The following is a 20,075-nucleotide window of genomic DNA, read 5'->3' as shown; positions in this document are numbered from 1 at the left end:
CCGTGACGCCGCTGCCGCCACGCGATCGCCCCGAAGCGGACGACGCACGCGGACACTTCGCGCACCTCTTCAGCGGCCACGCGGCAACCTACGCGGCGTTTCGCCCGACGTACCCGACGGCGCTGTACGACTGGCTCGCCGGTGTCGTGCGTGGGCATCGGCAGGCTTGGGACGTGGGCACGGGCAACGGGCAGGTGGCGATGGCGCTTGCGGCGCGCTTCGAGCGCGTGATGGCCACCGACCCGAGCGCCGCGCAGCTCGCCGCGGCGCCGCCGCACGAGCGCGTCAGCTACCGCGAAACCACGTACGACTCGGCGTTGCCCGATGGTTCCGTGGACCTCGTCACCGTCGGGCAAGCGCTGCATTGGTTCGCGTTGTCGCCGTTCTTCACCGAGGTGCGCCGCGTGCTGGCGCCGGGTGGGGTGTTCGCGGCGTTCGCCTACGTGCACAGTCGTGTCACGCCGGAGGTCGACGCGGTGACCATGTACTACCACGACGTGACCTGCGCGGCGCATTGGGCACCGGAGCATCACCTCATCCGCGAGGGCTACCGTTCGATGCCCCTGCCGATCGACGAGGTGCAGGTGCCGCCGTTCGAGATTCGCAGCGCGATGGCGGTGGAGCAGTATCTCGGGTTCCACCGCTCGTGGAGCGCCACGCAGCGCTTGCTGCAGGCGGGCGGCGAGGCGGACGTGCTCCGGTTCGAGGCGGCCGTGCGGGACGCCTGGGGCGCCGTCGGCGCGCGAGACGTGGTGTGGCCGATGTTCGTGCGAGCGGGAACGCTGCGATGATGCGCAAGGTGCTGGTGTATGGACTCGTAGCCGGTCTCTGCACCGCGCTGTTGCAGCTGCTGGAGTACAAGTGGCTCGTCATGGAGCATTCCTTCGAGATCTACGGCGGCCTTGTTGCGGCGATCTTCGCCGGGCTCGGCATCTGGCTTGGCCTCAAGCTCACGCGCAAGCAGGTCGAGGTCCGTGAGGTCTTGGTGCCCGTGGGCCCCGACTTCGTGCGCGATGACGCACAGGTGGCGGCGCTCGGCCTCACGCCGCGGGAGCTGGAGATCCTCGCGCTGATGGCCGAAGGGCTGAGCAATCGGGAGATCGCCGAGCGGGCCTTCGTGAGCGAGAACACGGTGAAGACGCATGCGAGCCGCGTACTCGACAAGCTCGGGGCGGCGCGGCGGACGCAGGCGATCCAGAAGGCACGGGAGCTTCGGCTGGTTCCCTGAGCTGGCGTTCCGAGTGCCGCCTCGGCGCGTGTTTCGTCATCCGAAGGGATGAAATCGCGGATTTCGGGCCAAAATCACCCTTTCCGGTGACGCGCCGACGCTGGGACCCACGCTAGGATGCCGCCGCACCCAACCCCTGGAGCCACTATGCGGAAGATCGTCCTGACCTTTGGCCTCATCGCCGGCGCCGTGATGTCCGGCATGATGGTCCTCTCGCTGCCGTTTCATGACCAACTCGGCAGTGGTGCCGGCATGGCCGTCGGGTATGCGTCGATGGTCTTGGCATCACTGATGATCTACTTCGGCGTCCGGCAATTCCGGGATACTGAACGGGGCGGCGAGATCCGCTTTGGCGAGGCGCTCAAGGTCGGGCTGCTGATCTCGCTGATTGCGGTCGCCTGCTACGTGGTGGCCTGGGAAATCGCCTTCACGAACTTCGTGCCCGACTTCGGCGAGCGGTACATGGCCGAGATGCTGGAGCGCGCGCGCCAGGCGGGAGCCACTGCGGAACAGCTGGCGACGCAGGAGGCCGAGCAACTGAAGTTCTGGGAGATGTACAAGAACAACACCCTCGCGCGCATGGGCTTCACGGCGCTGGAGCCGCTGCCGGTGGTGGTCGTGTTCAGCCTGGCGTCGGCGGGGTTGCTGCGGAAGCGGGCGGGGTGAGGGACCGCGTCACCGGTTGGGCGGGATTGTGCGCTTGCCCCGCCCGAGTCGCCCGTTCAGCTTGAAGAGGTCCGCGCTTGCCGTCTCCCCTCCTCAGTGCATCCCTCATGCCGTCCAAGCCTGCACCTCGCGCCTCCAAACCGTCCGCGCACCCTGTGAAGGATGCCGGGGACGCGCTGTACCGCGCGGCGCAGGAATGCTGCCACCAGCATGAGCGGATCGGCGCGTTGATCAAGCTCGGCGCAGACGATCAGGAATTCGCCGCCGCGTGGGAGATGGCGGACCTCGCGGAGTCGCAGCTCGTGGCGCGCACCGGTGCCTACGAGGAGATCGCTGCCGCGGGCCGCGGCGCGGAGTCGGAAGACTGGTGGCATCGCGCGAACGCGATGTGGATGGCCTGCCGCGAGTACGCGCGTCGGTACGCGGCGAGTTCGGACGCCGCGACGCGGCGGAAGCGGCACACGGCGGCCGAGTTCAGTGAGATCGCCGTGGAGTATGAGCTCGAGGTGTCGGCGCGGATGGCGGTGAAGCAGGCGATCAAGCACTACGGCGCCGCATAATCCCCGCGCGGCGCTCGGCGACGGCGCTCAGTCCGCCGCCTCCGCCCACGCCGCCATCGCGGCATCCAGTTCCTTCCGCGCCTTGGCCAGTTCCTGGTCGAGGCGCGCGGCTTTCTGCGCACCCTCCGGCGAGCCGTCGTAGAGATCGGTGTCCTCGAGCTGCACCTCGATCTCGTTCACGCGCTTCTCCCAGCGCTGCACCGCCGCCTCGGCGTACGCGGCGGCCTGCTTCTTGGCCCGCTGCGTCGCGTGCTGGTCGGCCTGCTTGTTCGCGTTCTGCTTGGCCTTCTCCTTCTCGGCCTGCTTCCGCGCCTCATTCGCGGCAGCCTCCTGCTTCGCCGCGAGCTGCGCCTTGCTGAGCTTGGATTCCTCCCACTCGACGAAGCTGCCGTCGAAGTCCACGAGGCGGCTGCCTTCGAAGGCCCACACGCGCGTCGCCACCTCGCGGAGGAACGCGCGGTCGTGGCTGACGAGCAGCACCGTGCCCTCGTACTCGTCGAGCGCGTCTTCCAAGGCTTCGATGTTCTCGACGTCGAGGTGATTGGTCGGTTCGTCGAAGACGAGGAGGTTGGCGTGCGAGAGCGTGATCAGCGCCATCGCCATGCGCGCGCGCTCGCCACCGGAGAGCGTGCCGATCTCGCGGAACACTTCGTCCCCGCTGAAGCCAAACGCGCCAAGGTGGTTCTGGACGGCGCCACGCGACCAAAGGGGACGCTGGTCGAGGATGGCATCCATCAGCGACTTGCGCAGCGGAAGGTCGGAGAGGTCCTGGCGGAACCAAGCCGGCGTGATGGAGCTGCCGATCCTCGACTCGCCGCCGGCGGGCGCGAGGTCGCCGAGGATGGTGCGGATGAACGTGGACTTGCCGGCGCCGTTGGGGCCGACGAGCGCGACGAAATCGTTGCGGCGGAGCACCGCAGTGAAGCCGTCCACGAGCACGCGGTCTGGTGGGACTTCGACGCGAAGGTCCTTGATGGCGATGACTTGGTCGCCGCCGCGCTCGTTGGGCTCGAAGTGCAGCGACATCGCCGCGGGATCGCCCGGCGGCGGGGCGAGGCGCGGCAAGCGCTCGAGGCGCTTGCGCTTGCCCTTGGCCTGGAAGGAGTTCACGCCGGCGAGGTTCCGGCGGATGTACTCCTCCTCCTTCTTCACGTACGCGATCTGCTTCTGCAGCTCGCGTTCGCGCGTGAGCCGGCGCTCGGCGCGCTGCGGCACGAACTGGCTGTAGTTGCCCTTGTACCACTCGCTGGTGCGGCCTTCGACGTGCAGGATGTGCGTGCAGATGGCGTCGAGGAAGGCGCGGTCGTGGGAGACGACGATGACCGTCTCGTCCGCCTCGCGAAGCCAGTCCTGCAGCCACGTGGTGGTATCGAGGTCGAGATGGTTGGTCGGTTCGTCGAGCAGCAGCAGGTCGGCGGGCGCGATGAGCTGCGCGGCGAGGCCCACGCGACCGCGCTCACCGCCCGATAGCGACGAGACCAGGCGCGTCTTGGACTCCTCGGCGTCGAAGCCGAGGCCCTGCAGCACGGCGTCCACGCGGGCGTGGTACGTGTAGCCGCCCAAGTCGGCGAAGCGCTCTTGGTCGCGGCCGAACTTCTCGAGGAATTCTTCGGTGACCTTCTCGCCCATCTCGCCGAGCTGCATGGCTTGCTCGGCGATGCTCTTCTCGAGCGCGATGACGTCCTTCCAGGCGGCGGCACCGGCTTCCCACACCGTCGTCGCGCCCTCAAAGGCACGATGTTGATCGAGCAGCGCGTGGCGCAGGCCCGGCTGCCGCGCGACGTTGCCCACCGTCGGCGGCATTTCGCCGGTCATGATGCGGAAGAGCGACGTCTTGCCGGCGCCGTTGCGCCCGATGATGCCCCAGCGGTCCCGTGCGGCGACCGTGAAGGTGACGTTCTTGAGGAGTTCCGTGGCGCCGAACGAGATGCCGACGCCGGACAGCGAAATGAGGGTCACGTATCCGTTGGAGTGGGGACGGTGAGGTCCCCGGTGTCGTACGCCCGCTTGGCGAGTGCGCGCAGGCGGTCATCCTGGTTCTTCTCGATGGCGCGGATGGCGCGGCGCGCGCGGCGCATCGCCATCGCGATGAAGATCTTCGCGGCGTCGAGGTCGTCCTTGGCGCCGGCTTCGCCGTGCTTCTTGATGGCCGTGGTCGCGCGCGAGAGCACGGCGGTGCCGAGGTAGATGTCGATGGCTGCGTTGGCCATGCGCTCCTGGAGCATCTGCCGCTCGATGATGTCCTTGCCGTGCTCGATGAGCGCCTTCTCGACGGCCAGCGCGAGGTCGTGGATGGCCGTCTCGACGAGATCGGCTTCGTCGGCCAGCGCCTCATGGACCTTCGTGAACTTGTTCTTCGTGATGGTGCGCTTGGCGCGGCCGGTCACGTAGCTGGAGATGGCGCCGATGTTCTTGAGCGGGTTCTTGAAGGCCTTGCCGACCTGCTTGAGCTCCTCGCCGGGCTGCTGGAGGCCCATGAGCGCGATGAGCGCGCGCAGGATCTCGTTGGTGCCTTCGAAGATCATGTTGATGCGCGAATCGCGCACGGCCTGCTCGTAGCGGTACTCCTTCGAGTAGCCGATGCCGCCCGCCATCTGCATGGCGTCGGAGGCCGAGCGCCAGGCGAGTTCGGAGGCGTAGACCTTGCAGGCGGCCGTCTCGAGCGAGAAGTCCACGCCCCCGCGATCCACCATGCCGGCGCAGAGCATCCAGCCGGCATCGGCCGCGTAGCAGTCCGCGGCGGCGATGGCGACCTTGCGCTGGATCATCTCGAAGTTGCCGATCGGGCGGCCGAACTGCTCGCGTTGCTTCACGTACTCGATGGCCATCTTGAGCATCTCGCGCGTGCCGCGCGAGGACCCGGCGGCGAGGCCGAGGCGGCCGGAGTTGAGGATCTCGAGGGCGATCTTGAAGCCGCTGCCGACGTCACCGAGGCGATCCTCCGCGGGCACCGTCACGTTCTCGAAGGTCACCGTGCGCGTGTCGCTGGCCTTGATGCCCATCTTCTCCTCGATCTTGCCGAGCGAGACGCCGGGGGCCTTGGCGTCGACGATGAACGCCGTGACGCGCTGCTTCTCCTTGCCGTCGACGACCACCGGCACCTTGGCGAAGACGGTCATCACGCCGGCGTAACCGGCGTTGGAGATCCAGATCTTCGTGCCGTTGAGCGTGTAGCTCTTGCCGTCGGCGCTGGGCACGGCGGTGCTGAGCATGGCCTGCGCGTCGGATCCGGAGCCAGGTTCGGTCAGGCAGAACGCGCCGATGAGCTCACCGCTGGCGCAGCGCGGGAGCCAGCGCTGCTTCTGGTCCTCCGTGCCGAAGAGGATGATGCCCTTGATGCCGATGCTCTGGTGCGCGCCGAAGTAGACGGCCAGCGCCGCGTCGGTCGCGCCGATCTCACCGAACACGCGGCTGAAGACCATCGTGCTGGCGCCGAAGCCACCGTACTCCTCGGGGATGTTGAGCCCCATCAGGCCGAGCTCGGCCATGCCTTGCCGCACTTCCGGCGTGAACTTGCCGTCGTGGTCCATCTTCGCGGAGTCGACGGTCTCCGCGGCCCAACCGCGGAAGCTGTCGAGGATCTGCGCGAGAGTTTCCTTCTCCTCAGCCGAGGGCTCGGGGAAGGGGAAGACGAGGTCTTCGAGGATCTCGCCCTGGAACACGCCGCGCGTGAACGAAGGGTTCTTGTCGGGGTCGGCGAGATGCGGTGCTTTCGAGGTGCTCATGGGATCCGTCGCAGGGCTAGGGATAGATGTGAAATCTACTCGGGCGAAGGGTTGCTTCGCTGGTTCCTATGCCCGAGTTTGGGAGATGCACGCGATTCGCACCGCCCTCCTCCTGTTGTTCACGCCGCTCGCACTGGCCGCCCAGCTCCTCGGGCGACCGGCGGCGCCGGCCGTCGCGCCCGACACCGAGCTGGTGGCGCAGGTCGTCGTCGACTCGGCGTCGCCCCGAGCCGCCGTCGCGCGGTTCCTGGACTTGGCGCACCGCGCCGACTTCGCGGCAGCCGGTCGGCTCCTCGACCTCCCGCCGGGTATCGACACCAGCCGCGCCGATGAACTCGCGCGGCGGCTGGTCGCCGTACTCGATTCGCGGCTGTGGCTCGATCTCGAGAAGGTGTCGCCGGTGGCGGAGGGCGAGCGCGAGGACGGATTGCCCTCCGACCGCGAGCTGCTCGGGAGCATCAAGCTCTCCGACGGCCGGGAGGTAGCGATCCGCCTCGCCCGCAGCGGGCGTGGCGACGAGCGCGGCTGGCGCTTTTCGCAGGCGACGGTCAACGAGATCGACCAGATCTACGCCGACCTGCCCGACCATTGGATCCGCGAGCATATCCCGGTGCGGATGCTGAACCCGGGGCCGTTCGACATCCTCTACTGGCAGTGGATCGCGTTGCTGGTGCTGCTGCCCGCATCGGCGCTGATCGGCTGGGCGCTCCAGGGGCCGACGCGTCGGGCGCTGCGCAAGCTGTCGGCGAAGACCGATACGGAGTTCGACGACAAGCTGATTGCGGCGGCGAAGGGTCCGCTGACGCTGCTCTGGGGCGTCGCGGCGAGCCGCGTGCTGCTCCGGTGGATCGCGCTGGCGGCGCCGGCGCAGGCGTTCATCGTCGAGCTGCAGGCGGCCATCGCCACCGTCGCGGTCTTCTGGGTGATCTTGCGGGCGATCGGGGTGCTGCAGGAGACGATTCCGATCTCGGAATGGGGTGCGCGGCATCCCGCGCTGCGCTCGCTGATTCCGCTGGGCGCGCGCATCGCGCGGCTGATCGTGTTCGTGATCGCCGTGCTCACGGTCGTGGCGCAGTTCGGCTACCCCGTTGCGACCATCCTCGCCGGCCTCGGCATCGGCGGTATCGCCGTGGCGCTGGGTGCACAGAAGTCGCTGGAGCACTTCTTCGGGTCCGTCAGCATCGGTGTGGACCAACCGTTCCGCGTCGGCGACTGGGTGAACGTCGGGGGCGTGGAGGGCGAGGTCGAAGCCATCGGCTTGCGCTCGACGCGCATCCGTACGCTGGCGCGGACCATCATTTCGGTTCCGAATGGCCAGCTGGCGGAGTCGCGCACGGAGAACTTCGCCCCGCGCGACCGCTTCCTGCTCCGCGCGATCATCGGCGTTGAGTACGGCACGAGCGCTGCCACGATGCGGCTGCTGCGCGATGAGATCGAGAAGTGCCTGCGCGCGCATCCGAAGACCTGGCCGGACCGCGTACAGGTGCGTTTCTCCGAGTTCGCTTCGTCGTCACTGAACTTCGAGATGTTCTGCTGGATCCTCGCGGATGGCATCGACGAGTTCCGCGAGATTCGGGAGGGGCTCTTCCTCCAGATCATGGAGATCGTCGAAGGCAACGGGGCGGCGTTCGCATTCCCGACGCAGACGGTGCATGTGGTCAAGGCCGACACGACCGCGCGATAGCCCGGCGCCGTGAGCACAGTGCGCCGGCGCACCTAGGTGTCGGTTCTAAGGACGTTGTTCACGCTGCATGAGGAAGTGGAGCAGCGGCGGGACGCGGCCGAGCGACCGGTGCGGCCGTTCGACGTTGTAGCAATCTAGGAAGTCGGGCAGCGCCGCGTTGCGGTGCGCCGAGGTCCGGTATGGCTTCTTGTAGGCCCAGCGGCGGAGCGCGGTCTGGATGAAGCGCTCCGCCTTGCCGTTCGTCTGCGGGCGGTAGGGCTTGGTGCGCAGGTGCCGGATCCCGTGCGCGGCCAGCGCGGCCTGCACCGCGTGGCTCGTGTACGCCTTGGCGTTGTCGGTCATCACACCGGTGACGGCGATGCCCAGCTGCGCAAACCAGCGGCGCGCCGCCTCGAGGAAGCGGGTGCACGCCGCCGCGTCCTGTGTCGGTAGCAGCGCCGCGTACGCGAGCCGCGTCGCGTCGTCGACCGCGACGTGGAGATGGTCCTGCCCGAGCCCCCGACGGCGGCCGACCTTCGAGCGGTTGCCGTGCGCGCGATGGCCCGCCGTGACGAAGCGATCGAGGGCCTTCGTGTCGACATGCACGAGCTCGCCGGGCGTCTCGCGCTGGTAGCGCGGCCCGCCCGTCGCCCCCGGGCCCTTCAGCCGGCCCTGGCCCGCGCGCGTGAGGACCCGGCCCACGGTCGAGACCGCGAGCCCGAGCCGCTCCGCGATCTCCGGCCCGGTGAGCCGCGTCGCGCGCAGGCGGAGAATCCGCTCGATGAGCGCCGGCCGCGTGGCGGTCGGCGAGCGATGCGGGCGCGAGGAGCGGTCGGCCAGCGCCGCCCAGCCCCCGGCCGCGAAGCGGCGCAGCCACTTGTAAGCCGTGCTCGGGCTGATGTGGAGGGCCGCGGCGACGGCGCGCACCGGCTCGCCGTCGAGGACCACCCGGCGGACGAGCTCGGCTCGCCCCCAGGCGGTCAATCGCGCATTGTTGTGGATGTTCACTGAGGCCTCTGGCTGAAGGTTGGGTGGCTCGCACCTCCAGCTTCCTCAGTTATGCCTCAGTGAACAACCTCTTTAGAACCGACACCTAGGCTGGTGTCAGGTGAAGAGACTGACTATCGCGCCCCAGACGGCAAGCACCGCGGCCGTGCTTGCCGCGGCGGTGGCCAGCGCCGTCGGAATCACGCGTACTTCGCGTCGCACGGTCACGATGCGCACGATTGAGTCGCTGGGTGTGAACCGGGTTCGACTGCGCGGGCCTGTCGCGCGTCCACGGCCGGACACCCCGTCGCGCCCGAGCAACATGTAGCCCTTGAAGATGACGTCGTGCCCGTCTAGCCGAGTGACGCGCAGCTCCCCAACGATGGTGGTGTCGCGCGCCAGCGACTCGAGCGCGAACGGTAACGGCGTGGGGTGCGCCCGCGTGATGGGGAAGTAGCAGCCGCCGAGGCCGGCAACAAGCAGGAGCAAGAGGAGGCGAGTCAGCATGACGAGCATACCCTGCCGAGACAATCCCTGTGCCGCTAGCCTAGGTCAGCCGTTGTAGACCGGACCGCCAAGGTCTTGGTAGCGCTGCAACACGGCGCGGCCTTCGGCTCGCAGCACGCCGGGCACGACCTCCACGCCACGCTCGCGCAGATAGCCGTAGCTCTCCGCGAACACCGGGCCTTCGTCAAACCCGATGGCAATCGCGTCGTCGCGCGAGGCGGCGATCACCACGCGGCTGACGCCGCTCCAGAGCGTCGCGCCGAGGCACATGGCGCAGGGCTCGCAGCTCGTGAACAGCTCGTGCGCCGGGTGCCCCTCGGCGCCGAGCGAGTAGCTCTGGATGCGCTTCTGGGCGAGTTGGTATGCGACCATCTCGGCGTGCAGCGTGCAGTTGTTGAGCCGCACGACCGAGTTGACGCCGACGCTGATCAGCTGGCCGCTGCGGCGCTCGAAGACGGCCGCGCCGAAAGGACCGCCGGTGCGATGCGTGACGTTGGCGTCGGCGAGGCGCACGGCGAGCCGCATCTTCTCTTCGTCCGTCTCATAGCGTGCGTCGAAATCCACCGCATCGCGGATCCACGCCGGCAGCGAGACGGTGGCGTCGAGCATGGGTGGCCGTTCCCAGCGCATGGTCAGTCCTGGAAGGGTGCGAGCAGCGTGTTCTCGCCGGTGAGCGCCAACTGCGCGGCGCCGCGTCCGCAGACGGCGCCGACGAGATTGCCGGTCCCGCTGTAGGCGCCAACGACGAAGACGCCGCCACCGAGTTCGCGGGCGATCGGCAATCCAGAATCCGTAAACGCCACCGACGCGGCCCAACGATGCGTGATGTCGGTGCTGATGCCGAGCCGCTCGCGGAGGCGCTTCTCGAGGTACTCCTGCACCTTCGCGTCCGGCGCGTCGTCGGTGGTCCACTCGTCGGCCTCGAACTTGTCGCGGCCGCCGCCGAAGAGCACGCTGCCGTCCTCCAGCTGCTGCCAATAGTCGAAGCCGTAGCGCGTCGAGACGGGCCTGTCGTACTTGATCGGCAGCTGGGGCGCGGTCGCGAGCATCTGCAGTCGCGCGGTGCGCACTTCGGCCAGCAACTCCGGAAACAGCCATTCGAGCTTGCCGTCCACGCAGACGATGACGTGCCGGGCGCTGATCGTGCCCGACTCGGTGCGCACGCGGCCGGGCTCGATGCTGCGCGCGATGGTCTGGCCGTAGAGCTGCGCGCCGCGGCTACGCAGCGCCGTGGCGAGCGCACGGGCTCGCTTCAGCGGATGGAACACGGCGTCGTGGGGGAACAGCAGTCCGCGGCCCTCGGGACCGTCGTAGTGTTCCACGGCGAGCCCATCGGCGCGCATCGCGGTGAACTGCCTCCCGCAATCGGCAAGTTCCTCCGGGGTCTCGGCGATGCGAAGCGAGCCGGTGACGCGGACGATGCCCGGCGTCTCCTGCTGGATCGTCGCGAGTTCACGCTCCGTGAGCGCGTGGATGGCCAGCGTGCGCTCCACGCCGTGCCGCTCGACGGCATCGTGATGGAAATCCACCGGGCCCGCGAGGAGCAGGCCGCCGTTGCGACCGGCGGCGCCCGCGGCGACGTCCACGGCGTCGATGCCGATGACGGACGTGGCGCCGAGGTTCAGGGCCTCACTGATGCAGGAGAGTCCCGTGCCACCGAGGCCGATCACACAGACCTCAGCCTCGGCGTCGCGGGTGAGCGGCGGCAGCGGCCCCCAGTCGTGATCGTCCCAACGGGGCTTGTTGAGGGCTTCGATGGCGTTCACGCCGTGGAAGCTAGCATCTCGCCCGTGTGGATGGGGGCGGCGCGCGCGACGCCGTCGAGGGCCTGCGCGAGGTCCTGCCAGAGGTCATCTGCCGACTCGAGTCCGACGGAAAGCCGTGCGAGTCCCGGCGTGATGTGGCTGGCGGCGCGTGCGGCGGGGTCCACCGCACGGTGCGTCAGCGCGGCCGGCGGCTGGATGAGCGTGTCGGTGGAGCCCAAGCTCACGGCGGGCGTGATGAGGCGCAGTCGCGAGATGAAGCGCTGCATCGCATCGGCGCTGTCCTCGACGAGCGTGAAGCTGAGGATGCTGCCGGGCCCGGCCATCTGGCGACCGATCAGGCCGCGGGGATCCTGGCCGGGCATGCCCGGATAGAACACGCGCTGGACGCGCGGCGACTCGGCGAGACGCGTCGCGAGGATGTCGGCCGTCTGCTGCATGCGCAACACGCGCAGTTCCAGCGTGGGCAGGCCGCGGTGCAGGAGGTAGCTGGCGAGAGGATGCAGCACGCCACCGGTGATGGCGCGGAGGTGCTTGAGCCGCGCGATGTGCGCGTGCGGCCCGGCGACGACGCCGGCAAGCACATCGCCGTGGCCGCCGAGGAACTTGGTCGCCGAATGCAGCACGAGGGCCGCACCGTGCGCCAGCGGCCGCTGCAGGACCGGCGTCGCGAAGGTGGAATCCACGCAGACGGGCACGTGCCCCGCTTGGCGCACGACGTCGGCGATGTCGACGAGGTCGAGCGTGGGGTTCGCAGGCGTCTCGATATAGACGAGCGAGGTATCCGCGCGCACGGCCGTGGCGATCTCCGCGGCGGCCACCCACGACACGTCAAGGTCGAACGTGTTGCTGGCCAATAGGTGGTCGGTGCCGCCGTACAGGGGTCGCACCGCGACGACATGCCGGCCACGCTGTCGCGCGTCCAGCAGCACCGCGGCGATGGCGGCCATGCCCGAGGCGAACGCGGCGGCATCCTCGGCGCCTTCGAGCTCGGCGATCGCGCGTTCGGCGCGGTCGGTGGTCGGATTGAAGAGCCGGGAATAGACGGCATTGCCACGAGGGGCGTCGCCACCGGCGAGCGCGTCGTAGGAGGCGGCGGCCGCGGCGAGATCCGGTGTCGGATACGTGGAGCTGAGATCGAGCGGCGGGGCGTGGACGCCGAGGTCGGTAAAGTCGGCGCGTCCGGCGTGGACGGCGCGGGTGGCGAAGGATGGGGGCACGGCTCGTCTCCTGTGCGGATTCTATGTACAATTCAGCAGGAAATCACACAGGATGCGACAATTGCCGCAGAAGATTCTGTCAGAAGGGCTAATTGCGACCCTCGACCGCACGGATCGCCTGATTCTCGCGCACTTGCAGCACAATGCGCGGTTGTCGAATAAGGAGCTCGCGGCCAAGGTGGGGCTGTCGCCGTCGAGCTGCCTGGCGCGGGTGCGGCGGCTGGAACAGGGAGGGGTGCTGCGCGGCTATCACGCCGACGTGGCGCTGGGGGCCTTCGGCGTCACCCTGCAGGCGATGGTCGCGGTGAGACTGGAGAAGCATGTGCGCGCGGCCATCACGGCGTTCGAGCGGCACCTTGCCACGCTCCCGGAAGTGCTCGCGTGGCACCACGTGGCGGGCGCCAACGACTATCTCGTGCATGTGGCGGTGCACGATGCGGCGCACCTGCGGGAGTTCGTGCTGACGGCGTTCGCGGGGCGCACGGAGGTCGCGCACCTCGAGACGAATCTGATCTTCTCACACCGGCGGAGCGTCGCGTTCGGCGCGGTGGAGCCGCGCCGCGCCGAACGCCAGACGGACGCCTAGCCGAGCAGCTTCCGGAACGCCGGCGCCGCCCGGCGCATCTCGTCCATCGTGCCGATGGACACGCGCGACCACTGCGTCATCGGCGGGAACGCGCGACCGACGATGAGCCCCTCCGTGCGGCAGGCGGCCTGGAAGGCGAGCGCATCGCGCCGCACGTTGACGAACACGAAGTTGGTCTGCGAGGGAATCACCTGATAGCCGAGATCCGTGAAGACGCGGGCCGTGTACGCGCGGGCCTCACGGTTCAGTTGCTGCTCGCGGGCCATCTGCGCCGTGTCGGCGAGTGCGGCGACCGCGGCCACCTGCGCCAGCGCGCCGACGCCGTTCGATACGCGGTGCGCCGCCATGCGCTCGAGCGTGGCCGGCTGCCCGAAGGCGTAGCCGACGCGGAGACCGGCGAGGCCGTAGATCTTGGAGAAGGTGCGCGACACGAACACGCGCGGCTGCGACGCCACGATCGGCAGCGCGCTTGCGTACGAGGGATCGTCCACGAACTCGTGATACGCCTCGTCGACGAGGATGACGACTTCGGGGTCCGCCGCCAGCACGGCCGTGATGAAGCGTTCGACGGCCGCCTTGCCGTGCACATGCCCCGTCGGATTGTTCGGATTACACAGGAACACCAGCCCAGCGCCGCGGACCTCGCGCAGCATGCCGTCGAGGTCGAGTCGCAGTTGGCTGTCGAGCGGCACTTCCCGCACGGGGAATCCCAAGCCGCGCGCGGTGGCCGTCGGCGTCTCGAAGGTCGGGATCGCGGTGACGAGATGCTTGGTCGGCGAGCAGAAGGCCTGCACGGCGACCTTGAGGATCTCACCGGAGCCCGAGCCGAGGAGGATCTGCTCCTCCGGCATGTTGAAGGAACGGGCAAGCGCCGTGCGGACACGGCCTTCGGTGCTGGCCGGGTACCACGCCGCCTCATGGAAGCTGGCCTGCATCGCGCGAATCGCCGCGGGCACGGGACCGTTGGGATTCTCGTTGCTCATCAGTCGGATCGCGCCGCCCTGCAGCGTGCGCTCGAGCTCGACGAGGTCGCCGCTGCCGGCGAGCGACTCGAGGCCACGGGCGCCCACCCAGCTCGGCGCGGTGAGGGCGGCAGTGCCGCCGAGGCCGAGAGCGCGGACGAATGAACGACGCGAGAATGCCACGGGTGGCTCCGGTGAGGGATGCGGGAAACTACGCCCGGAGCGGCGTCGAGAGGAAGCGCTAACGCAGCAGCCCAGGCAGGTCTCGCCACGCGACGAATGCGCCGGCGATAGCCATCGCCACCGCGGCGACGGCACCGCCCGCGGTGAGCCACCGAGGCTGGCGATAGGCGCCGATGATGTCCGTCCGGTGGGCGGCGACGAGCATGGTCCCCAAGGCGAGCGGGAGAATGAGGCCGTTGAGCGTCCCCACGACGACCATCGTGCGCGCCGGACGGCCCGTGAGCACGAAGACGATCGTCGAGAACGCGATGAGCACGATGACCGCGCGCTGCCAGTGCCGGTCGATGGCGGGATGCAGGTCGCGCAGGAACGACACGCTCGTGTATGCGGCGCCGATGAGCGACGTCACCGCGGCGGTCCACATCACGACGCCGAACAGGCGGTATCCCACGGCCCCGGTGGCGAGGCGGAACACGGAGCCCGGTGGGTTCGCCGGATCCAGCGCGAGGCCCTGGTGCACGACGCCGAGCGCCGCGAGGAACAGCACGATGCGCATCACCGTGGCGGCGGAGATGGCCGTGATGGCGGTCCGCGTGACTTCCTGCACGGCGCCGAGGCCGTGGATCCCCGCGTCGACGAGGCGGTGCGCGCCGGAAAAGGTGATGTAGCCACCGACCGTGCCGCCGACGATCGTCACGATGCTCAGGGCATCCACGCGCGTCGGCCACACGCTGCGCAGCGCCGCCTCGGCCACCGGCGGCTGGCTCGTGATCGCCACGTATACCGTCAGGAGGATGAGGCACGCGCCGAGCACGACGCTCATGCGGTCCATCACCTTCCCGGCTTCGCGGATGAGGAAGATCGCGATGGCGAACGCTGCGCTCAGCACCGCACCGATGGTGACCGGGACGCCGAGCGCCGCTTCAAGACCCACCCCCGTGCCGGCCACGTTGCCGATGTTGAACGCGAGGCCGCCGAGCGCCACCAAGATCGCGAGCAGCGTGCCGAGGCCTCGCGCGACGGCGTTGCCGACGTCGGTGGCGCGCTTGCCGGAGATCGTCAGCACGCGCCAGATGCTGACCTGCGCGACGATGTCGATGAGAACGCTGATGAGGATCGCGAACGCGAAACTCGGACCCAACCGCTCGGTGAACACGGCGGTCTGCGTGAGGAACCCCGGCCCGATGGCCGAGGTGGCCATCAGGAACGCCGCGCCTAGGAGGACGCCCGTGCGTCGAGTGTGCATCCGAGTCCCCAGGTGAGCAGCGAGAGGGCCAGCGACGCGAGGAAGGGCGTCTCGACGCCGACCGTGACGCCGAGAACATAGCTCACGAGGCCGACGATGAGCGTCGCCCCAGCGGTGCGCGGCGAGCCAAGCTTCGTGAAGAGCCCGAACAGCACGGTGACCACGATCCCTGTGGATCCGAGGGCCGATGCCTGCTCGACGAGCGCGAGGACACCACTGGTCGAGAGCGCGAGCAGGTACGCGACGAGACCGAAGGCCATGACGCCGCTGCGCGCGATCCACAGCTTCCGGCGCTCGTCCGTGATCTTGCCAAGCGGCACGATCAGGTTGTGCGTCAGCAGGCCGGCCGACACGAGCAAGGTGGAGTCTACGGTCGAGAGAATCGCCGAGACGAGGCCGCCGGCGAACACGGCGAACGCGATCGGCGGCAGCAGCTCGCGCGCGACCGCGGGCAACACGGCCTCCGCGTCTGCCAGCGGCCCGATGAACTGCGTGGCCAGCAACGCGACGGCGATCGGGATGAGGCCCAATGCGATGTACAGCGTGCCGGCCGTGAGCGAGGCACGTCGCGCCACGGTTCCCGAGCGCGCGGCGATGACGCGGCTGACGACTTCGGTGGTCGTCAGCGAGCCGATGACGGGAATCGCCCACGCCTCGAGGGTGAGGTACCACGGCCCGGCGGCCGCCGGCGTGAGGTTCACCTTGTCCGATGCGGCGATGGCGGCGAAGGAGGCGCTGACGCCTCCGACATGCCCGACGGTTGCCCCGAGCAGGAGCAGGAGACCGACGGCGAGCACGATGCCCTGGATCACGTCGGTGTAGGCGTCGGCCAGCAATCCGCCGAACGTGGTGTAGGCGATCACGAAGAGCGCGGCGATGCCGATGGCCGATTCGATCTGCACGTTGCCGACCAGCGCGACGACGCTGCCGAAGGCCCGGATCTGCGCGGCCGCCCAGAGGACGGACGCCGGCACCAGCAGCACGGCGGCCAAGCGTTCGACGCGGATGCCGAAGCGCGCGCGGTAGAGATCCGCGAGCGTGGTCATGCCGAGATTCCACAGCGGGCGCGCGAGGAAGAGGCCCATCAGCACGAGGCAGAGTCCGTAGCCGAAGGGCTCCGCGGAGCCGAGCGATACGCCGTGCGCGAAGGCCTCGCCCGCCGAGCCGATGACCGTCTCGGCGCCGAACCATGTCGCGAAGATCGAGAACGTCGCGAGCAGCGGCCCGAGCCGCCGTCCGGCGACGAGGTAGTCATCCTCGGTGGCGATGCGGCGCGAGATCCACACGCCGATGCCGAGCTGCAGGACGAGGAAGAGCGCGAGTGCGACGAGCGGCGCGGTCACGGCTGGACGCGGGGGACGTGCATCGGCGCAATCTCGCGCCGCGTGGCGCTCAGCGGAACAGGCGGTGGAGTTCCGTAGCGGCGATCGGGGCCCCGTCATGCGGGAGTCCGCCGAGCTGGGCGGCGCGCCCGAGCACGGCCGCGGGTGTGGCGCCGAACGCCCGCAGCTCGCGCACGCCGGTGTCGCCGGCGCTCTTGCTCAGCTTGCGGCCGTCGGGATGGCGTACCAGCCGATGGTGCAGGAACTCCGGCGCGCGCTCGCGTCCCAGGAGGCGCGAGAGCAGGATCTGGCGGCCCGTGCTGTCGAGTAGATCCTCGCCGCGGATCACGAGGTCCACGCCTTGGTCGAGGTCGTCGACGGTCACGCAGAACTGGTATGTGAAGTTGCCGAGGCGATCGCGGGCGAGCAGGTCGCCGCATTGCAGCTGCGGGTCTTGTACCTGACGTCCGTCGCGGAGGTCGTCGAAGACGACCGGGTCATCCGCGTCCATGACGATGCGGCGCGCTGGCGTGGCGTCGGGGGCGATGCCGCGGTGGCGGCAGGTGCCGGTGTAGCGCGGTTCCACGCCCTCGAGCAGCGGGATGCCCGGCTGTTCGCGCGACCAAGCCTCGGCCCAGGCGCGGTCGATGTCGCTGCGCGAGCAGGTGCAGGGATAGGCAAGCCCACGCGTCTCCAACTCAGCGAGCGCCCTGGCGTAGCGCGCCGCGTTGTCGTGCTGGCGAAACGGCGTGCTGCCGGCGCGGAACGTCGCAATCGGCGCGATGTCCCCGTCGAGCCCGAGCCACTCCAGGTCGTCGAGGATGCTCTGCTCGTACTCAGGCCGGCAGCGGCCGCGGTCATGATCCTCGAGGCGCAGGATGACACGGCCGTCGTAGGCGCGCGCGAGGCCCCACACCCAGACGGCGTTGACGATGTGTCCGAGGTGCAGGTGGCCCGTGGGGGCGGGCGCGAAGCGCGTGGTGAACCCGCGCGGGATTTCGCGGAGGATCACGGGCGCAAGGAGACGGGTCGCATGCGCCTTCATTATGCTTCGGGATGCCCTCCCGTGTCACCATCGTCGAGGTTTCGCCCCGCGACGGGCTGCAGAACGAGAAGGCCGTGCTGCCCGTCGCGGCCAAGGTCGCGCTGGTAGATGCGCTCAGCGCCGCCGGCGTGCCGGTCATCGAAGTGACGAGCTTCGTGAGCCCCAAGGCGATTCCGCAGCTGGCGGACGCCGAGCAGGTGATGGCGGCGATCACGCGCCGTCCGGGCGCGCGGTACACGGTGTTGGTGCCGAACGAGCGCGGATACGACCGCGCGCTAACCACACGCCCCGATGGCATCGTGGTGTTCGGCGCGGCCAGCGAAACGTTCTCGCAGAAGAACATCAACTGCTCGGTCGCCGAATCGATCGAGCGGTTCCGGCCGGTGGTCGCGCGGGCGAAGGCCAACGGCCTGCAGGTGCGGGGCACCGTGTCCTGCGCCCTCGGCTGTCCGTACGAAGGCGACATTGCCCCGGCCGCGGTGCGCGACGTGGCGGCGCGGCTACTCGATCTCGGCGTGGATGAGCTGTCCATCGCCGACACCATCGGCGTGGGCACGCCCGAGCGTACGCGTGCGGTGTTCGAGGCGGTGCTGGCGCTGACGGACGCCACGCGCGTGAATGCGCACTTCCACGACACCTACGGCCGGGCGCTCGTGAACCTCGAGGCCTGCCTCGCGCTTGGCGTGCGCAGCATCGATGCGAGTGCCGCAGGCCTGGGGGGATGTCCGTTCGCGCCAGGCGCGACGGGGAACGTCGCGACCGAGGCGGTGCTCGCGATGCTTGCCGCCAGCGGCTACGAGACGGGCGTGGATCTCGCGGCGGTGCAGGCCGCGGGCGCGGCCGTTCGCCGTTTGCTTGCACCCTGACGGGTGTGGGCTGATAGGGAGAGTCCTCACACTGCTTGGTGAACACGCCCGACTTTCCCGGGGCGTGCCGTGCGCGATCTTGCCGATGCCTTCCAAACGGAGCGCAGATGGCACGGTTCACGGGAAAGGTCGCGGCAGTGACGGGAGCGGGCAGCGGCATCGGCGCGGCGGCGGCCCTGCGGTTCGCGGCGGAGGGCGCGGCGGTGCTGGTGTCCGACATCAACCTGGCGAGCGCGACACAGGTCGCGGCGGAAATCTCCAAATCCGGGGGCCGCGCGGTCGCGCTGCGCACCGACGTCGCGAGTGAGTCCGACGTTGCGGCGCTCGTGGATCGCGCGGTCGCCGAGTTCGGGCGGCTCGACGTCATGGTGAACAACGCCGGTATCGGCGGGCTCGAGACCTCCGTCGATACCATCGAGGATGCGGCGTGGCGCAAGCTGATGTCGATCAATCTCGACGGGGTGTTCTACGGCGTGAAGCATGCCGCCCGCGTGATGAAGGTCGCGAAGGTCCGCGGCTCGATCGTGAACGTGAGTTCGATCCTCGGACTCGTCGCCTTCGAGCACGCGGTGGCCTACACCGCGGCCAAGCATGGCGTGGTCGGCCTGACCAAGGCCGCGGCGCTCGAACTCGCGCCGCTTGGCATCCGCGTGAACACGGTGAATCCCGCGTTCATCAAGACACCGTTGATCGCCGGGTTGGAGGAGGCGGTGCTGCCCCTGCATCCCGCCGCACGGTTGGGCACTCCGGAGGAAGTCGCAGCACTGATCTGCTTCTTGGGAGCGGACGAGGCGTCGTTTGTGACCGGCGCGAGCTACCTGGTGGACGGCGGGTACGTCGCCAAGTAGTCCTGGTGGGGTGCGGGCCGGGGGACTCGGCCCCGCCGCTCGTCCGGCGTCGGCGTCGGCTGCTTAGGGCAACCTAGTAGCCGGCGCCGACGCGTTTCTGCAGGTGCTTGCGCTCGCGCAGCGCCATCAAGAGGAAGTCGGCCACGTCCTCGACGCTGATCTTGCGGCCGCCGTCCGGCAGGAACTCCTCGAGCGTGCGATAGACGCCCGTGCGTTCGCCGGGCACGATGTCACCGGTGGCGACCATGGTCCAGTCGAGACCCGAGTCGCGCATCGCAAGCCAGGCTTCCTTGTGCTTGGCGCTGACCTTCTTGAAGACGTCGGGGAAGCTCGGTTGGTCGTGGCGGAGGCCACCGTTGACCGAGTTGAGGATGCCGCCGCCGGCGACGCCGAGGACGCGGCGCACCCCGAGTTTTTGCATGGCCGCGACGATGTTGCGCATGCCCTGGGACTGTGCGTCACCGGGGTCGTTCACTCCCGCGCCACCAAGGCCGGAGACGACCGCGTCGGCTCCGGTGATGGTGCGCTCGACGTCGGCGGGGTTCAGGACATCACCGGCGATGACGTCGAGACCGGGACGTGGGGCGAGCTTGGCCGGGTCGCGCACAAGGGCGCGCACGGTGTGGCCCTCGGCGAGGGCGTATTCAATGAAGCGACCACCGACGCGGCCGGTGCCGCCGAAGACTGCGATGTGCATA

Annotated in this window: 20 protein-coding genes; 8 read left to right on the top strand and 12 right to left on the bottom strand. The window is 69.2% G+C overall.

Annotated features, from left to right (window positions below; translation table 11 throughout):
* Nucleotides 1-2 precede the first annotated feature (2 nt).
* The 4 genes from Strain318_RS13185 to Strain318_RS13170 all read left to right on the top strand — a co-directional run bounded on the left by Strain318_RS13185 (nucleotide 3) and on the right by Strain318_RS13170 (nucleotide 2,454).
* The gene (locus Strain318_RS13185; protein WP_367886163.1) at nucleotides 3-791 is read left to right on the top strand and encodes a class I SAM-dependent methyltransferase; all 789 of its coding nucleotides are present in this window, start codon (nucleotides 3-5) and stop codon (nucleotides 789-791) included.
* Nucleotides 788-1,228, top strand: coding sequence for a response regulator transcription factor (locus tag Strain318_RS13180; protein ID WP_367886162.1), 441 nt, complete (start codon nucleotides 788-790; stop codon nucleotides 1,226-1,228). The genes Strain318_RS13185 and Strain318_RS13180 overlap by 4 nt, the downstream gene beginning before the upstream one ends.
* A 147-nt stretch (nucleotides 1,229-1,375) precedes the next feature.
* Nucleotides 1,376-1,894 (top strand): DUF4199 domain-containing protein, encoded by a 519-nt coding sequence (locus Strain318_RS13175; RefSeq protein ID WP_367886161.1) that lies wholly within the window; start codon nucleotides 1,376-1,378, stop codon nucleotides 1,892-1,894.
* 155 nt (nucleotides 1,895-2,049) lie between these two features.
* Complete coding sequence (locus tag Strain318_RS13170; protein ID WP_367886160.1) at nucleotides 2,050-2,454, top strand: hypothetical protein; 405 nt, start codon at nucleotides 2,050-2,052, stop codon at nucleotides 2,452-2,454.
* 27 nt (nucleotides 2,455-2,481) lie between these two features.
* Here Strain318_RS13170 and Strain318_RS13165 read toward each other — a convergent pair whose 3' ends face one another.
* Both Strain318_RS13165 and Strain318_RS13160 read right to left on the bottom strand, forming a co-directional pair.
* Nucleotides 2,482-4,413, bottom strand: a complete 1,932-nt coding sequence (locus tag Strain318_RS13165; protein ID WP_367886159.1) for an ABC-F family ATP-binding cassette domain-containing protein — start codon at nucleotides 4,411-4,413, stop codon at nucleotides 2,482-2,484.
* Nucleotides 4,410-6,179, bottom strand: coding sequence for an acyl-CoA dehydrogenase family protein (locus Strain318_RS13160; protein WP_367886158.1), 1,770 nt, complete (start codon nucleotides 6,177-6,179; stop codon nucleotides 4,410-4,412). Before Strain318_RS13160 ends, Strain318_RS13165 begins: the two co-directional genes overlap by 4 nt.
* 85 nt (nucleotides 6,180-6,264) lie before the next feature.
* On the opposite strand from Strain318_RS13160, the gene Strain318_RS13155 reads away from it, so the two are divergent.
* On the top strand, nucleotides 6,265-7,863 hold the full coding sequence (locus tag Strain318_RS13155) for a mechanosensitive ion channel family protein (RefSeq protein WP_367886157.1): 1,599 nt from the start codon (nucleotides 6,265-6,267) through the stop codon (nucleotides 7,861-7,863).
* Between the two features lie 45 nt (nucleotides 7,864-7,908).
* Here the strand turns inward: Strain318_RS13155 and Strain318_RS13150 are convergent, their stop codons facing one another.
* The 5 genes from Strain318_RS13150 to Strain318_RS13130 form a co-directional block, all read right to left on the bottom strand.
* Nucleotides 7,909-8,850, bottom strand: a complete 942-nt coding sequence (locus tag Strain318_RS13150) for an IS481 family transposase (protein WP_367886306.1) — start codon at nucleotides 8,848-8,850, stop codon at nucleotides 7,909-7,911.
* 96 nt (nucleotides 8,851-8,946) lie between these two features.
* On the bottom strand, nucleotides 8,947-9,336 hold the full coding sequence (locus Strain318_RS13145) for a hypothetical protein (protein WP_367886155.1): 390 nt from the start codon (nucleotides 9,334-9,336) through the stop codon (nucleotides 8,947-8,949).
* A 45-nt stretch (nucleotides 9,337-9,381) separates the two neighbouring features.
* A complete protein-coding gene (locus Strain318_RS13140; protein WP_367886154.1) occupies nucleotides 9,382-9,945 on the bottom strand; it encodes a nucleoside deaminase in 564 nt (187 codons plus the stop codon).
* Nucleotides 9,946-9,968: 23 nt separating this feature from the next.
* Nucleotides 9,969-11,102: an NAD(P)/FAD-dependent oxidoreductase gene (locus tag Strain318_RS13135; RefSeq protein ID WP_367886153.1), complete on the bottom strand. Its 1,134-nt coding sequence runs from the start codon at nucleotides 11,100-11,102 to the stop codon at nucleotides 9,969-9,971.
* Complete coding sequence (locus tag Strain318_RS13130; protein ID WP_367886152.1) at nucleotides 11,099-12,319, bottom strand: trans-sulfuration enzyme family protein; 1,221 nt, start codon at nucleotides 12,317-12,319, stop codon at nucleotides 11,099-11,101. Before Strain318_RS13130 ends, Strain318_RS13135 begins: the two co-directional genes overlap by 4 nt.
* Nucleotides 12,320-12,371: 52 nt before the next feature.
* Between Strain318_RS13130 and Strain318_RS13125 the strand changes: the two genes are divergently transcribed.
* Nucleotides 12,372-12,905 carry an Lrp/AsnC family transcriptional regulator gene (locus Strain318_RS13125; protein ID WP_367887961.1) on the top strand — a complete coding sequence of 178 codons (534 nt, stop codon included), beginning with the start codon at nucleotides 12,372-12,374 and terminating at the stop codon, nucleotides 12,903-12,905.
* On the opposite strand, the gene Strain318_RS13120 is transcribed toward Strain318_RS13125, so the two are convergent.
* The 4 genes from Strain318_RS13120 to Strain318_RS13105 are packed head-to-tail and all read right to left on the bottom strand — an operon-like array spanning nucleotide 12,902 to nucleotide 17,630.
* Nucleotides 12,902-14,050 (bottom strand): pyridoxal phosphate-dependent aminotransferase, encoded by a 1,149-nt coding sequence (locus Strain318_RS13120; RefSeq protein WP_367886150.1) that lies wholly within the window; start codon nucleotides 14,048-14,050, stop codon nucleotides 12,902-12,904. The genes Strain318_RS13125 and Strain318_RS13120 overlap by 4 nt on opposite strands.
* Nucleotides 14,051-14,108: 58 nt before the next feature.
* Nucleotides 14,109-15,296, bottom strand: coding sequence for an NRAMP family divalent metal transporter (locus Strain318_RS13115; protein ID WP_367886149.1), 1,188 nt, complete (start codon nucleotides 15,294-15,296; stop codon nucleotides 14,109-14,111).
* Entirely contained in the window at nucleotides 15,266-16,639 is a 1,374-nt protein-coding gene (locus Strain318_RS13110; RefSeq protein ID WP_367887960.1) for a high affinity choline transporter 1, read from the bottom strand. The genes Strain318_RS13115 and Strain318_RS13110 overlap by 31 nt, the downstream gene beginning before the upstream one ends.
* Before the next feature lie 49 nt (nucleotides 16,640-16,688).
* A complete protein-coding gene (locus tag Strain318_RS13105; protein WP_367886147.1) occupies nucleotides 16,689-17,630 on the bottom strand; it encodes a glutamate--tRNA ligase family protein in 942 nt (313 codons plus the stop codon).
* Between the two features lie 44 nt (nucleotides 17,631-17,674).
* Between Strain318_RS13105 and Strain318_RS13100 the strand changes: the two genes are divergently transcribed.
* Both Strain318_RS13100 and Strain318_RS13095 read left to right on the top strand, forming a co-directional pair.
* Nucleotides 17,675-18,529: a hydroxymethylglutaryl-CoA lyase gene (locus Strain318_RS13100; RefSeq protein WP_367886146.1), complete on the top strand. Its 855-nt coding sequence runs from the start codon at nucleotides 17,675-17,677 to the stop codon at nucleotides 18,527-18,529.
* 107 nt (nucleotides 18,530-18,636) lie between these two features.
* Nucleotides 18,637-19,377, top strand: a complete 741-nt coding sequence (locus Strain318_RS13095; RefSeq protein ID WP_367886145.1) for an SDR family NAD(P)-dependent oxidoreductase — start codon at nucleotides 18,637-18,639, stop codon at nucleotides 19,375-19,377.
* Nucleotides 19,378-19,450: 73 nt separating this feature from the next.
* Here the strand turns inward: Strain318_RS13095 and Strain318_RS13090 are convergent, their stop codons facing one another.
* Complete coding sequence (locus Strain318_RS13090) at nucleotides 19,451-20,074, bottom strand: NAD(P)-dependent oxidoreductase (protein WP_367886144.1); 624 nt, start codon at nucleotides 20,072-20,074, stop codon at nucleotides 19,451-19,453.
* Nucleotide 20,075 lies beyond the last annotated feature (1 nt).

The organism is Pseudogemmatithrix spongiicola, assembly GCF_030623445.1.
Classification (GTDB): domain Bacteria; phylum Gemmatimonadota; class Gemmatimonadetes; order Gemmatimonadales; family Gemmatimonadaceae; genus Pseudogemmatithrix; species Pseudogemmatithrix spongiicola.
Note: the sequence above shows the minus strand (reverse complement) of the source record. Positions and strands in the feature narration are given on the sequence as shown.

What these genes read in the sequence shown, in the direction of transcription:
- Strain318_RS13090 (WP_367886144.1), bottom strand. Translation starts at nt 20,074, where the DNA reads ATGCACATCGCAGTCTTCGGCGGCACCGGCCGCGTCGGTGGTCGCTTC.
- Strain318_RS13100 (WP_367886146.1), top strand. Translation starts at nt 17,675, where the DNA reads ATGCCCTCCCGTGTCACCATCGTCGAGGTTTCGCCCCGCGACGGGCTG.
- Strain318_RS13095 (WP_367886145.1), top strand. Translation starts at nt 18,637, where the DNA reads ATGGCACGGTTCACGGGAAAGGTCGCGGCAGTGACGGGAGCGGGCAGC.
- Strain318_RS13180 (WP_367886162.1), top strand. Translation starts at nt 788, where the DNA reads ATGATGCGCAAGGTGCTGGTGTATGGACTCGTAGCCGGTCTCTGCACC.
- Strain318_RS13175 (WP_367886161.1), top strand. Translation starts at nt 1,376, where the DNA reads ATGCGGAAGATCGTCCTGACCTTTGGCCTCATCGCCGGCGCCGTGATG.
- Strain318_RS13140 (WP_367886154.1), bottom strand. Translation starts at nt 9,945, where the DNA reads ATGCTCGACGCCACCGTCTCGCTGCCGGCGTGGATCCGCGATGCGGTG.
- Strain318_RS13155 (WP_367886157.1), top strand. Translation starts at nt 6,265, where the DNA reads ATGCACGCGATTCGCACCGCCCTCCTCCTGTTGTTCACGCCGCTCGCA.
- Strain318_RS13145 (WP_367886155.1), bottom strand. Translation starts at nt 9,336, where the DNA reads ATGCTGACTCGCCTCCTCTTGCTCCTGCTTGTTGCCGGCCTCGGCGGC.
- Strain318_RS13160 (WP_367886158.1), bottom strand. Translation starts at nt 6,179, where the DNA reads ATGAGCACCTCGAAAGCACCGCATCTCGCCGACCCCGACAAGAACCCT.
- Strain318_RS13115 (WP_367886149.1), bottom strand. Translation starts at nt 15,296, where the DNA reads ATGCACACTCGACGCACGGGCGTCCTCCTAGGCGCGGCGTTCCTGATG.
- Strain318_RS13125 (WP_367887961.1), top strand. Translation starts at nt 12,372, where the DNA reads ATGCGACAATTGCCGCAGAAGATTCTGTCAGAAGGGCTAATTGCGACC.